Below are 13,673 nucleotides of genomic sequence, written 5' to 3' on the forward strand. Positions count from 1 at the left end.
GAATCCGGGCGACAGCCGACGGGAGATCAAACAGAAGGTAGCAACTGGGTATATGGATACGTCTTTCGAAGTACGACGCGCCCGCGCGCCGCAGAACGCCGGGGGATCAATGGCACGGGCATCCGACGTCGCGCTGATTTCGGCTTGCGCGCTGGCCGCGACACTGGTTCTGCCCGCACCGGAAGGCGACGGGGCGGCTGAACTCGCAAACGTGGCCTGCGCGGCGACGTTCGCGCTGGTGCTGTTCCCCGCATTCCGCCTTTACCACGTGCGGCCGGGCCAGTCGGCATGCCGCGCCGCGGCCGTCACGGCGTTCGCATGGCTGCTCGCCCAGGCATGCGCCGCGCTCGTGATGCGGGCCCTGCCTCCCGCGCTGAGCGTTTCGCCGTACTGGCATCTGCTGTGGACCACCACGAGCGGCATTGCCCTGGTCGGATCGCGGCTCGTCGCCCGCACGACGCTCGACCGGATCGCACGCACCCACGACGGCGCTCGCCTGGTCGCCGTCGTCGGCGCCGGCACGCATCGCGACGCGCTGCTCGAGCGCATCGACCGGTTGCCCGCGGCCGGCTTTCGTGCGGCCGCGGCACTCGACTTCGGTGTCGAGACATACGGCAACAGCGTCGATGTGCCGTCGTTTCGCTCGCTCGACGCGTTCGCGCGGCATGTACGCGAACGCGGGATTCCGGAAATCTGGCTTGCGTTGCCGATCGACGACGCACGCACCGTGATGGCCGTGCTCGACGCGTTTCGCGACGATCTCGTCAGCATCCGGCTCGTACCGGACGTCAGCAAGCTCGCGATGTTCGACGGCGACGTGATCGATCTGGTCGGCGCACCGGCGATCAATCTCGTCGCATCGCCGCTGTCGTCGCGCGCGCTGCTGCACAAAGCCGTCTTCGACCGGCTGTTCGCGGCCGCCGTCCTGACCTTTACCGCACCGCTGCTGCTCGCGATCGCGCTGGCGATCCGGCTGTCGTCGAACGGGCCCGTGCTGTTCCGGCAGCAGCGCAAGGGCGCCAACGGCCAGACATTCACGATCCTCAAGTTCCGCACGATGCGGCTTCACGACGGCGGCGGCCCGGTCAGGCAGGCCACGCGCGACGATCCGCGCATTACGCGAGTCGGCGCATTCCTGCGCCGCACGAGCCTCGACGAGCTCCCGCAGTTCATCAACGTGCTGCGCGGCGAGATGTCCGTCGTCGGGCCGCGTCCGCATGCGCTCGAACACGACGACCTGTACCGGAAGATCGTCGACGGCTACATCCATCGCTATCGCGTGAAGCCCGGCATCACTGGGTGGGCGCAGGTCAACGGCCTGCGCGGCGAAACCGATCGTATCGAGAAGATGCAGCGCCGCATCGAAGCCGACCTCTACTACCTGCGCAACTGGTCCTTCGCACTCGACATGCGCATCGTCATGGCCACCGCGCTGCACGGCTGGACCCACCGCAACGCGTACTGACTCGCACGCGGCACGCAATCGCACGGCCCTCCATCAACGATAAGGATTGCAAATGAAAACCGCACTGAACGCGCGGAGCGGCTCCGCGTCTGCGTCCGTCTCGCGCGGGCTGCTGACCGCGACGCTCTGCATCGCGCTGTCGGCCTGCGCATTCGCGCCCGGCATGCGCATGAGCACCGCGCCCGACCCGAGCGGCGACACGGCCGCCGACGGCGCGCCGCCGTTCCGCATGACGCGGATCGACGCCGGCCTGATCCGCGATCTTGACGCCCGGGCCGCGCGCCAGCAGGACATCCAGTCCGGCCAGCTCGCCGCACCGGCCGGCCCGTACCGGATCGGCGCCGGTGACGTGCTGCAGGTCACCGTCTGGGATCACCCCGAACTCGCCGCCGCCCAAGGTGCCGCGCCGCAGGGAACGCCGCGCGCGGCCGACCCCGTTGCCGGCTTCGTCGTCGATCCGCACGGCAAGCTGTCGTTTCCGTTCGCGGGCGACGTGCAGGTGGCCGGCCTGACCGTCGACGCGGCCCAGGCCCGGATTGCCGCGGCGCTGGCACGCGTCTATCGCGATCCACAGGTGACGCTGCGCGTCGCATCGTTTCGTTCGCAGCAGGTCTACATCGACGGCGAGGTACGCACGCCGGGCGCGCAGCCCGTCAACGACGTGCCGATGACGCTCTACGAAGCGCTTGGCCGCGCGGGTGGCCTGAGCCCGAGCGCCGACCAGAGCCGCATGACGCTCGTGCGCAACGGCGAGACCCATTCGCTCGACCTGAGCCGGATGCTGCGACAAGGCGTCAACCCGGCCGACGTCGTTCTCGCGGCCGGCGATCTGCTGCACGTCCCCGCCCGCAGCGACTACGGCGTGTACGTGATGGGCGAAGTCAACAAGCCCGCGCTCGCGGTACCGCTGCGCGACGGCCGCCTGACGCTCTCCGACGCGCTGTCGCAAGCCGGCAGCATCAACGCCGGCACGGCCGACGCGGCCCAGATGTTCGTGATCCGCGGCTCCGGCACCGACCACCCGCAGGTGTTCCACCTCGACGCGCGCTCGCCGGTGTCGATGGTGCTCGCCAACGAGTTCGAGCTGCAGCCGAAGGACATCGTCTATGTCGACGGCAACGGCCTCGTGCGCTTCAGCCGCGTGCTCAGCCTGCTGCTGCCGGGCGTCAATACCAGCGCGGCCGCCGCGCTCGCCGTCAAATGACGCCCGTCGCCACCCTGCTCGTCGTATGCATCGGCAACCTGTGCCGCAGCCCGATGGCCGAGGCGCTCTTTCGCGTGCGCCTGCCCGGTATCGACGTGCAGTCGGCCGGCATCGGCGCGCGCGACGGTCAGCCGGCCGATCCGCACGCCGTTCACCTGATGCGCGAGCACGGCTTCGACCTTGCCGCGCATCGCGCACGCCGCCTGCCGCCGGCGCTCGGCGCGCGCGCCGACCTGATCCTGACGATGGACCTCGCGCAGAAGCGCTGGCTCGAGCAGTGCGTGCCGGCGCTGCGCGGCCGCGTGTTCAGGCTCGGCCTGCCCGACCCGGCGGCCGGTCTGCCGACCGGCTTCGACGTACCGGACCCGTATCTCGGCCCGCGTGCGGCGTTCGAGCACAGCCTGCGGCTCATCGAACGCGGCGTCGACGCGTGGTGCGCGCGCATCGCATCGCCGCCTTCCCTCCCTTCCTCGCATTCCGAGTCGAACCGATGACCTCCACTCCCTCTCGCGAGCGCGAGCACGCTCGCGACGCCGAACTCGACCTCGCTGGCGCGATCGACGTGCTCGTTTCCCGGCGCTGGCTGATCGCCGTCGTTACCGCCGCCTGCGTCGGCGCCGGTGCGCTGTACGCCTTCCTTGCGCATCGCCAGTACCAGACCGACATCATGGTGCAGGTCGAGGACAGCGGCGACACGTCCGCCGCCAAAAGCATGCTCGGCGACGTGTCGTCGCTGTTCGACATCAAGTCGAGCGCGTCGGCGGAAGCGCAGATTCTCGCGTCGCGGCTCGTCGTCACGCGCGCGGTCGACGAATTGCGCAGCTACATCGTCGTGCAGCCTAAGCGCTTCCCCGTCGTCGGCGAATTCGTGTCGCGCTTCCATCCCGGCCTTGCACGCCCCGGCGTGTTCGGCCTGGGCGGCTACGCGTGGGGTCGCGAGTCGGCCGAGCTCACGCGCTTCGACGTGCCGAAGTCGCTCGAAGGCGAACGCTTCGAGTTGTCGATGCTCGACGCCGGCCGCTACCGGCTCGCCGGCGCCGCGCTGCCCGCGCCCGTCACCGGCACGATCGGCCACCCGCAGGCGTTCGACACCACCGACGGTCCGGTCGCGATCGACGTCGCGCGCATCGATGCGCTGCCGGGCGCCCGCTTCACGCTCGTGCGGGAATCGCGCGCCGGGACGATCGACACGCTGCGCCGCGGGCTCGATGTCCAGGAGAAGCTCAAGCAGTCGGGCGTCATCGTCGCGACGCTGCGCGGCACCGATCCGCAGCGCGTCCAGGCACAGCTCCAGGCGATCGCGAATCACTACATCCGCCAGCATATTGAGCGCAAGTCCGCCGATGCCGCACAGTCCCTCGCGTTCCTCAATGCGCAGTTGCCGGTGCTCAAGAAGCAGCTTCAGGATGCCGAGCAGCGCTATACCGACCTGCGCAACGCGAACGGCACGATCGATCTCGACGCGGAGGCCACGCTGCTCCTGAAGCAATCGGCCGACGCGACGACACGCCGGCTCGAATTGCAGCAAAAACGCGACGAAATGGCGTCGCGCTTCGCGGCAGGCCATCCCGCCATGATCGCGCTCGACGCACAGATCGCGACGCTCGCGCGCGAGCGGCAGGCGTTCGAACACCGCATGCGCAGCCTGCCCGACCTGCAGCAGGACGCCGTGCGACTGATGCTCGACGTGAAGGTCGACACCGATCTCTACACGGCACTGCTCGCCAACGCACAGCAGCTCGAACTGGTCAGGGCCGGCAAGACCGGCAGCGTGCGGATCGTCGACATGCCGGTCGTGCCGGAGGACGCCGTTCGCCCGAACCGGCCCGTCGTGATCGCCGCGGCGGCGCTGATCGGCCTCGTGCTCGGCGTCGCGCTGGCGTTCGCTCGCGACTATCTGTTCGGCGGCGTGCGCGATGCCGACGAGATCGAGCGGCATCTCGGTATCGACGTTTACGCGACCGTCCCCGAATCGGTCGGCCAGCGGCGCATCGCACGACACATCGCGCAACACCTGCCCGCACCGCACCTGCTGAGCGCGCTCGATCCGCACGACCCCGCGGTCGAAAGCCTGCGCAGCCTGCACACCGCGCTGCGCTTCGCGATGCAGGGCGCGCGCAACAACGTACTCATGCTGACGGGCCCCGTGCCGGGCGCGGGCAAGTCGTTCGTCGCGGCGAATTTCGCCGCGCTGCTGGCCGCGGGCGGCGAACGCGTGCTGCTCGTCGACGGCGATCTCCGCAAGGGCTATCTTCACGAATCGCTGGGCGTCCCGCGCGAAGCGGGTTTCGCCGAGCTGCTGTCCGGGGCCATGCCCCCGGCGGACGCGATCCACCGAGACGTGCTCCCGAATCTCGACTTCATCGCGACCGGCACGCTTGCCGAGCATCCGGCGCAATGGCTCGCCGACCATCGCGTCGCGGCGCTGCTCGCCACGCTGTCGTCGCGTTACGACCGCGTCGTGATCGACGCGGCGCCGATTCTCGCCGTCAGCGACGCAGTCGCGCTCGGCAGGCATGCGGGCACCGTACTGCTCGTCGCGCGCGCCGCATCGACGCGCATCGCCGAACTCGGCGAAGCCGGCCGCCGCCTCGCGCACAACGGTGTCGCGGCAAGCGGCGTGGTGCTCAACGGCGTCGACCCGCGCACCGGCCGCTACGGTTCGCGCTACGGCGCGTATCGCTATTCGCAGTACCGCTACGGGCCGCCGGGCGACGGCGCCGGGTCGTCGGTCCGGCGCGCGCTGCGGGCCTGCCGCTCCCGATTCCATCGCGGAGGCGCGCGATGAGCGAAATCCGCAGCCTCGAACGCGCCGCCCCCAGCGAAACCCGTCACGCGGCGGTTCCGCACACCGCCGACACGCGCACCCAAGGCTCGCCGCCGCTGCGCATCGCGTTCGTCGTGGAAGCCGCCGGCGGCGGCGTAGCCGTTCATCTCGCCGACCTGATCGACGGGCTGGGCGCTTCCGACGGTGTCGAATTGCACCTGATCGTGCCCGACGGCGCGCGCTTCGACGAACGCATCCTCGACGAACGCGTACTGTCCCGTTGCGCGAGCGTGCATCGCATCCCGATGCAGCGGGCCGTGGGCTGGCGCGACGCGCTGGCTGTCGCGCGCGTATACCGCCGCCTGCTGCATATCCGGCCGGATATCGTGCACAGCCACAGCTCGAAGGCCGGTGCGATCGCGCGCCTGTGTGTCGGGCCATGGCGGCAGGTCTATACGCCGCATGCCGTCTACACGCTCAATCCGTCACTAACCGATACGCAGCGCCGCTTCTACGGCACGATCGAGCGGCTGCTCGGCCGGCTGTGCACGCACCGGATCATCGCGGTATCGCGTGACGAGGCACGGCATCTTCACGACGCGCTCGGCATCCCCGCTCACCGCGTGACGACGATCGTCAACGGCGTCAAGCCGCCGGACACGATGCCGCGACGCAACGCGCGGCATGCGCTCGGCCTCCCGGACGACGCGATCGTCGTCGGCTTCGTCGGTCGCTTCGACCACCAGAAAGGCGTCGACCGGCTCGTGCGGATCGCACGCGGCGTCTATCGACAGTGCGGGCGCGGCGTGCAGTTCGTCGCGATCGGTCCCGGCGATTTCAATGCAGCGGCCGGCCCCGAGGCCGAGTATCTGCCGCCGAACCTCCACGTCGCGGGCGCCGTCGAGCGCGCAAGCCGCTACTTCTCCGCATTCAACCTGTTCGCGCTGCCGAGCCGCTACGAAGGATTTCCGTACGTATGCCTCGAAGCGATGGCCGCGCGCGTGCCGATCGTCGCGTCGCGCGTTGCCGGCGCGGCCGAGCTGATCGATGCGTACGGCATCGGCATCGTCGTGCCGAACGAGGACGACACGACGTCGTTCGCGCGCACCGTCGTGGCGCTCGCCGACGAAGCGGCGCAACGCGATCGCATGCGCGCCAACTGCGCGGCGGCGCTCGCTCCGTTCTCGGCCGCGACGATGGTCCGACGCACGCTCGATCTCTATCGCGCACTTGTCGCACAAGGAAAAACCGCATGACGTCATCTCCCCATATCGCATTGCTGCATGCGTACAGCACGCGCAACTCGGGCGACGGCCTGCTCGTCGACCTGTCCGTCGGACTGCTGCGCGAGGCCTTCGGCAACGCGACCCGCGTGTCGATCGTCGCAGCCGACCCCGCATCGTTCCCCGCCTACGACGACGTGCGCGCGGCGCCCGTGCTCGCGGATCGCGGCTGGCGCCGGCTGACCGCCGCGGCCGGCGCCGTGCTGCACGGGCGCGCCAACGGCCGGCTGCGCCCGCTCGGCGAACTCCTCGGCGAGGTCGATCTGGTCGTCGGCGTCGGCGGCGGCTACCTGCGTGCACGCAACACCCTCGAAGCGATCAAGCTGGAAGCGGGCCATCTACTGCAGATGCGCGCCGCCCGTGCGTCCGGCAAGCCGGCCGTCTACCTGCCGCAGAGCATCGGCCCGGTGATGTCGGCACGCACTGTCGACGCGCACCTGCAAGCGCTGCTCGCGTCCTTCGACACGGTGTTCGTTCGCGACGATCGTTCCGCGGCGTGCCTTGCCGCGCATCCGAACGTGCGGCGAGCACCCGACCTCGCGGTGCTCGATTTCGCGCATCGCCACGGTGCGCTCGCGCCGCCCGCCGACGGCCCGATACGCCATGTCGCCTTCGTGTTGCGCCATGCCCCCGCGTGGAGCAAGGCGCGGCGCAACCTTTACGATGCGTCGATCGCGCAGCTCGTCGAGCGGGTGCGCGGATCGTGCCGCGTCAGCTTCGCGGTCCAGAGCACCGGGCGCGGCAACGACGACCCCTCCTACTACCGCAGCCTGGGCATCGAGGACGCCCTCGTTCCGTTCAAGACGCTACTGGCGCACGACCGGCCCGACGCAGCGGTATCGGTCCGGCTGCATGGCGCGCTCGAATCGATCCTGCATGGCGTGCCGGCCTTCCACATCGCCTACGAACGCAAGGGATTCGGCGCGTATGCAGACCTTCGGCTCGACGACTGGGTCGTCAACGGCGCCGACTTCGATCCGTCCCGCGTGACCGGAACACTGCTCGCCGACGGCGCGGCGAAAGCGTTCTGGTGCGCCGCGTACTCCGGCCTCGCGCCGATCCGTGCGGCGCGCGCCCGCGTGATCGACGCACTGCGCGCCGCCCTCGACACCGGTCGGACGTCCCGATGCTGACGCGCCTCCTGCTCCGGTTCTCAGCACTCGGCCTGAAGTTCGCGCTCGCGATCGTCATCGCGCATGCCCTCGGCTTCGCCGCGCTCGCCACCTACGGGCTCGCGGTCGCGGTATCCGTGATCGCGTCGAAAGCGCTCGGGCTCGGCTTCAGCCCCGAACTGAACCGCAGACTGAGCGAAATCAACCCGCTGGCCGCGATCGGCGAGGCACGCGCGCTGAGCGTCGGATACGGCGCGTTGTATCTGCTGATCGCCGCGTCGTTCGCCGTCTCGACGACGAACGGCGCCGTCGTCGCGCTGCTCGACCGGCTCTCGCTGTCGACGCCGCTCGCGTGGTGCGCGCTCCTCGTCGCGCTGTCCGAGCACGCGGCGTTCGAGGTCAACGGGTGGCTGTTCTCGCTGCACCGGCCGCGCGCCGGATCGGCCTTGCTGTTCGTGCGTACCGGCGTCTGGTCCGGCCTCGCGTGCGCCGGCCTGCTCACCGGCGTGCTGGATTCGATCGAGACGGTATTCGCGCTATGGATCGTGGCAAACGCAACGGTCGTCGCCATCGCGTGGCGCAAGATCGATTCGCTCTCGCGACAGATGCGCCGCACCGGGCTGCTCGCCCCCGAGCGACACCCGCGACGCATGTGGACCGTCTGGCGGCACGGCCTGCCGTTCTATGGGGCGGCCGTGATCCTGGCGTCGCTGCAATACGCGGAACGCTTCATCGCCGGCAGCGACATCGGCGCGGACGCGCTCGGCCAGTATGTCTTCGCGTGGTCGATCGCGAATGCCGTACAGACGATCGCATTCGCGACGGTGGCGGCCACGGCCGGCCCGCGCCTCGTGCGCACGCTCGCCGACGCGCCCGACGCCTTCCTGCGTCGCACGCTGCGCGCGGTCGCGGCAAGCGCCGCCGTGACGGTGCCCGTGTCGGCCGGCATCGTCGCGGCGCATCGCGAGCTGTTCGCGCTCGCGCACGCGCCCGCCGATCGGGGCCATCTCGCGTTGCTCGCGGTGCTGCTCGTGTCATTCGTGCTGCGCGCGGCCGCCGACGTTCTGTGGAGCGCCGCGATCGCGCTGCGTGCCGGCGGCATCGTGCTGACGGCGATTGCCGCGCTCGCGCTGCTCTACGTGCCGGCCGCCCGGTATCTGATCGGCGCGGCGGGCATCGAGGGCGCGGCACTCGCCCATCTCGCGACCAGTATCGGCGTCGTCGCCGCGCTCGCGCTTATCGTCGCGCGCCACGGCGGCGATCGGCATGCCGCACGCGCGCTGGAGGGGCCGTCGCATGCTGGATAAGCTGCTTCACGCGGGCCCTCGGCTAGGCAAGGGGCTAACACGCACCATCGCCACGCTGGCCGTGGCCGCGTACTGGATCATCTATGCAAAGGCCGGCGCGTTCCTGCCGGAATTCGTGTTTCGGGACGCGGAGAAAATCCAGACCCAGATCGGTGGCGCGAACACCTACGACGGCACGTCGTTCGATGCGGTGGCCAGGTTCTACGCCGCGCTCGGCACAACGGGCACGCACCTGTTCGTCGCCGCCGTCGGCGCGCTGTGCATCTGGCGCATGCTCGGCCACGGCAGGCGCGCAGGCGCGCTGGCGGCATCCATGGTCCTGCTCGCGCCCTGCGTGTTCTTCAACCTGTTCGTCGCGAGCAAGGACACGCTCGTCGTGCTGATGGCGCTCGCGCTGACCGGTGTCGCGCAACGCCGCTCGACGATTGCAACGCTCGCCGCGGCCGTCGCGCTGTACGGCGGCTACGCGCTGTTCGTGCGGCACTATTTCGCGCTGATTCTCGCGCTGGCGGTCGCCGCGCTGCTGTTTAGGCGCGCGTCGTGGCGCGGCAGGGCGTTGCTGGCGCTTGCCGTGCCGGCCGCGCTGTTCCTGTTGCCGAACGATGTGTACTACCTGCTGCAACATCCGCGCGACATGGCCGCCGACTATCTCGCGTACGGTTCGCCGTTCGGCGCGCGCACGAGCTTTCGCAACCCGTTCCCCCCGGAATCGTTCATCGCTTTCTGCGCGAACTATGCATATGGCGTGTTGCGCCTGAACCTGCCGGTGCTTTTCATGCCGGGGCTCAAGGAATTCGCGATGCAGGCGTTCGTGTGGATCGCGCTGGCCGCCGTATGGCGACGCCCGCGCGGCAGCGCGCGACCGGCTGCCGACCTGCCCGCCTGTCTCGTCATCGGCCATGTCGCCGTGTCGATGCTGTTCGAGCCCGATCTCGGCAGCTATACGCGTCACCTGTCGAGCGTCGCGCTGTTCTGCGCGATGCAGTTCGACGCCCGCCTGCCGCGCCGCTTGCGGCCCGGCGGCGCGCCCGCTTCCGCCGCCGACCGGCGTCGCCCCTCGTCACCGCCCCGCTACCATCCATGACCACGCTCGACCGGCCACGCGCTTTCTTTCCGAATCTCCAGTGCGCGCGCGCCTGCGCGGCGCTCGCGGTCGTCGGCTATCACATGAACGTGCTGCCGTTCGGGCAGGCCGGCGTCGACGTGTTCTTCGTGATCAGCGGCTTCATCATGTCGGAGGTCGCGCCGCGCGAAGGCCGCGCGTTCCTGCGCAGGCGGCTGATCCGCATCGTGCCGCTGTACTGGCTGACGACGCTCGGCGTGTACGCGATCGCGACATGGCGGCCGCAGTGGCTCAATTCGACGACCGCACGCGTCGACTATCTCGTCAAGTCGCTGCTGTTCGTACCGTACGTGAAGGAAAACGGTCATTGGGGGCCGCTGAACCTGAACGGCTGGACGCTCGAGTACGAAATGCTGTTCTACGTCGTCGTTGCGCTTGCGCTCCTGCTGGTCCGCCCCCGCCGTGCAACCGTCTGCACGGCGCTGCTGCTCGCGCTGTTCTGTCTGTACGTCGCCGCCTGCGGTACGGGCAGCGCCACTGCCGATCATCTCGGGCAGCCGTTCCTGCTCGAATTCGGTCTCGGCGTGCTCGCCCATCGCGCGCTCGCAGCGGGAATCGCCGGCCGGGTCGCGCCACACGCATGGTTCGCGCTCGTTGCCGCAGGCGTCGCGGCGATCGCGCTGCTTCAGCTCGCCTGCGGCACCCCCGCCGGCTTCGTCCGTGTCGCGGCATGGGGCGTGCCGGCGTGCATGCTGATCGTCGCACTGGTCGCACTCGACCTGAACGGCCGCTCGGTCACGAACGCGCCGAGCGCGGCGCTCGGCGCGGCCAGCTATTCGATCTATCTGCTGCATCCGTACGTGATCGGCATCGGGACCCGAATCGCGGGTGCGCAAGCCAGCCTCGATACGCCGGCTGGCATCGTGACTGCACTCGCCATCCTGGGCGCCGTATGCGGAGCGGGATACGCCTGCCACGTCATGATCGAAAAACCGATGCTGGCGATGTTGAACAGGCTCGGCAGGCAGCCGCGGCGCGAGCGGACGGCGACCTGAATGCCGCGTGGCCGCCGTGCGACGCACGGGTGGCCGGCGCGATCCGTCGCACGGGACACGCTTCGCTCGCGTCGTGCCGACACCCGAAACCGCGCACGATCCGGGCGGGCAGAAATTGCCGATCTTGACGCCAATCGCCGATTTTGCGCGGCGCTCCGATACCGCAATTCATGCAACAAATGCACATCGGACCCAAAATCGTGCAAGACAGAGTGTTCTCGCATGCGCACTCGTACTTGTTCAATATCCACACCCGCAATCGTTTCGTAATATCCACGGCTATATCGACGAACCGGCACGAATGCTTGAGACCGGTCCACATTTTCCGATCCGGGGTGGAATATTCAGTTCATCCGTCGCACTGAAGCGCCGGCGATCGCCGGCATGTCGAGCGCCCTCTCCAGGTTGCCGGTCATGCCGCGGCCGGCAAACCCCGCTGCGTCGCGCGCACCTCGCGACCCGCACACCGGCGCTCGCGCACGGTGGGCCGTATCGCTGCACCCCTGGCGCTTCGCCGCGGCGCTGCTCCTGCCCGGCCTGGTCCATGCGCAGCAAATACCCAGCGCCGGGCAATCGATGCGCGACATCGAGACCGCGCGGCCGTCGCTGCCCGCCGTCACCGCCCCGAAGATCGACATCGCGCCCGCCGAACCCGAGCCTGCGTCGAACGACGATGCGGGCCCGCGCGTCACGGTCAGCGCCTTCGCCATCGAAGGCAATGCGGCCATACCCGCCGCCCGGCTCGCCCCGCTGCTCGGCGATCTCGTCGGACGCGACCTGAGCTTCGCCGATCTGCAGCGGGCCGCCAACCGGATCACGACGTACTACCGCGAACACGGCTACGTCCTTGCCCGCGCCTATCTCCCCGGCCAGGACATCGAACATGGCGTCGTGCGCATCGCCGTCGTCGAAGGTCGCTACGGACGGATCGAATTGCACAACGGCACGCGTGTATTCGACCGCGCCCTGCGTCAACCGCTGGCGTCGCTGCAACCCGGCGAGGTCGCGCACGGCAACCGCCTCGAACGCAGCCTCATCCTGTTGAACGAGATGCCCGGCGTCGTGGCGAAGAGCACGCTGCGGCCCGGCGCCGAACCGGGCACGACCGATCTCGTGATCGATGCCGAACGCGATCGCTTCGCCGCCGGCTCGATCGAACTCGACAACTTCGGTGATCCGCTGACCGGCCGCTACCGCGCGACCGGCAGCATCGACGTCAATGCACCGTTGCGCGTCGGCGACCGCTTCTCGCTGCGCGGACTGACGAGCAACACCAATCAGCGCTATTACCGCACGTCGTATCAACTGCCCGTCGGCCCGCTATCGACCCGCGTCGGCATCGCCTATTCGGACATGGACTACCGGATCGGCCGCGACCTCAAGGACCTGCGCTTCCACGGCGGCGCCGACGTTCGCTCGGCATTCGTCACGCAGCCGCTGCTGCGCAGCAGGCGCGCGAGCCTCGACGCGCAGTTCGTCTACGAAAACAAGCATCTGCGCGACGTGTACGGGGCATTCGACGTGGTCAACGACAAGACCGTCGATCTGTGGTCGTTCGGCGTGAGCGGCAACCAGCAGGATGCCTTCGGCGGCGGCGGCAGGAGCGGCTTCTCCGCCACGCTCGGCATCGGCCATCTGAGCGGCAACGATCCGCTCGACATGGACTACTACGTTCATACCCAAGGCCAGTTCGCGAAGCTGAACGTCAGCGCGCTGCGGCTCCAGGCGCTCGGCTCGCGATTCCAGCTCTATACCCAGTTCAGCGCGCAGCTGTCGTCGCGCAATCTCGATGCTTCGGAAAAATTCAACCTCGGCGGCCCGTACGGCGTGCGTGCATTCGCGCTCGGCGCCGGCAGCGGCGATCAGGGTTGGCAGGCCACGGCCGAACTGCGCTATCTCGTCGCGCCCGGCTGGCAATTGAGCGCATTCGTCGACACGGGACGCATTCAGCTCAGCAAGCAGCGATGGTCGCGCGAGCGCAACACCGTGCAGTTGTCGTCGCTCGGCGTCGGGGCGAGCTGGTTCGGCACGCGCCACCAAGTCAGCGTGACCGCCGCGCTGCCGGTCGGTTACGCCGATCCGGTAGCGTCGGCCACACGTTCGCCGAGCGTCTGGCTTCAGGCCGCGCAGTATTTCTGAGCGGCGGTCGACGTGCGGCCCGCCAGACAGGGGCGGGCTGCAAGTAATGCGGGCGGCATAGCCGCCCGCATCATCGGGATTCGCACTTTTTGCGTCTCTTCGATTTCTCCATTTCGTTAGGTATACATACCAATACGAAGCGGCCACCCTGTATTTTTTTCAGAGGAACACAACTCCATGAACAAGACCTACGCACTGGTATGGAACCCGACTCAGGGATGCTGGCGCGCCGTTGGGGAAACCGCGCGCCGGCGCGCCAAGCCCGGTAGCGCCAAGCG

General features: G+C 69.1%; 11 protein-coding genes. All 11 read left to right on the forward strand.

Annotation, left to right across the window (positions count from 1 at the left end; translation table 11 throughout):
* The first annotated feature begins 109 nt into the window (after positions 1-109).
* Positions 110-1,465, forward strand: coding sequence for an undecaprenyl-phosphate glucose phosphotransferase (locus tag DIE13_RS29535; RefSeq protein ID WP_233410067.1), 1,356 nt, complete (start codon positions 110-112; stop codon positions 1,463-1,465).
* A gap of 52 nt (positions 1,466-1,517) precedes the next feature.
* On the forward strand, positions 1,518-2,669 hold the full coding sequence (locus DIE13_RS29540; RefSeq protein ID WP_124830564.1) for a polysaccharide biosynthesis/export family protein: 1,152 nt from the start codon (positions 1,518-1,520) through the stop codon (positions 2,667-2,669).
* Positions 2,666-3,163, forward strand: coding sequence for a low molecular weight protein-tyrosine-phosphatase (locus DIE13_RS29545; protein WP_124830565.1), 498 nt, complete (start codon positions 2,666-2,668; stop codon positions 3,161-3,163). Before DIE13_RS29540 ends, DIE13_RS29545 begins: the two co-directional genes overlap by 4 nt.
* Positions 3,160-5,457, forward strand: a complete 2,298-nt coding sequence (locus tag DIE13_RS29550; protein ID WP_124830566.1) for a polysaccharide biosynthesis tyrosine autokinase — start codon at positions 3,160-3,162, stop codon at positions 5,455-5,457. The genes DIE13_RS29545 and DIE13_RS29550 overlap by 4 nt, the downstream gene beginning before the upstream one ends.
* The gene (locus DIE13_RS29555) at positions 5,454-6,692 is read left to right on the forward strand and encodes a glycosyltransferase (protein ID WP_124830567.1); all 1,239 of its coding nucleotides are present in this window, start codon (positions 5,454-5,456) and stop codon (positions 6,690-6,692) included. Before DIE13_RS29550 ends, DIE13_RS29555 begins: the two co-directional genes overlap by 4 nt.
* The gene (locus tag DIE13_RS29560) at positions 6,689-7,852 is read left to right on the forward strand and encodes a polysaccharide pyruvyl transferase family protein (protein WP_124830568.1); all 1,164 of its coding nucleotides are present in this window, start codon (positions 6,689-6,691) and stop codon (positions 7,850-7,852) included. Before DIE13_RS29555 ends, DIE13_RS29560 begins: the two co-directional genes overlap by 4 nt.
* A complete protein-coding gene (locus DIE13_RS29565) occupies positions 7,846-9,138 on the forward strand; it encodes a polysaccharide biosynthesis protein (protein ID WP_124830569.1) in 1,293 nt (430 codons plus the stop codon). Before DIE13_RS29560 ends, DIE13_RS29565 begins: the two co-directional genes overlap by 7 nt.
* Positions 9,128-10,222, forward strand: coding sequence for a hypothetical protein (locus DIE13_RS29570; protein WP_244097725.1), 1,095 nt, complete (start codon positions 9,128-9,130; stop codon positions 10,220-10,222). The genes DIE13_RS29565 and DIE13_RS29570 overlap by 11 nt, the downstream gene beginning before the upstream one ends.
* The gene (locus DIE13_RS29575; protein WP_124830570.1) at positions 10,219-11,256 is read left to right on the forward strand and encodes an acyltransferase; all 1,038 of its coding nucleotides are present in this window, start codon (positions 10,219-10,221) and stop codon (positions 11,254-11,256) included. Before DIE13_RS29570 ends, DIE13_RS29575 begins: the two co-directional genes overlap by 4 nt.
* A 576-nt stretch (positions 11,257-11,832) precedes the next feature.
* Positions 11,833-13,395 (forward strand): ShlB/FhaC/HecB family hemolysin secretion/activation protein, encoded by a 1,563-nt coding sequence (locus DIE13_RS29580; protein WP_124830571.1) that lies wholly within the window; start codon positions 11,833-11,835, stop codon positions 13,393-13,395.
* Positions 13,396-13,572: 177 nt separating this feature from the next.
* Positions 13,573-13,673 (forward strand): ESPR domain-containing protein (locus DIE13_RS33885; RefSeq protein WP_148094091.1); only part of this gene is annotated, 101 nt, incomplete at its 3' end.

Origin of the sequence: Burkholderia sp. Bp9016, from assembly GCF_003857765.1 — a bacterium.
GTDB lineage: Bacteria > Pseudomonadota > Gammaproteobacteria > Burkholderiales > Burkholderiaceae > Burkholderia.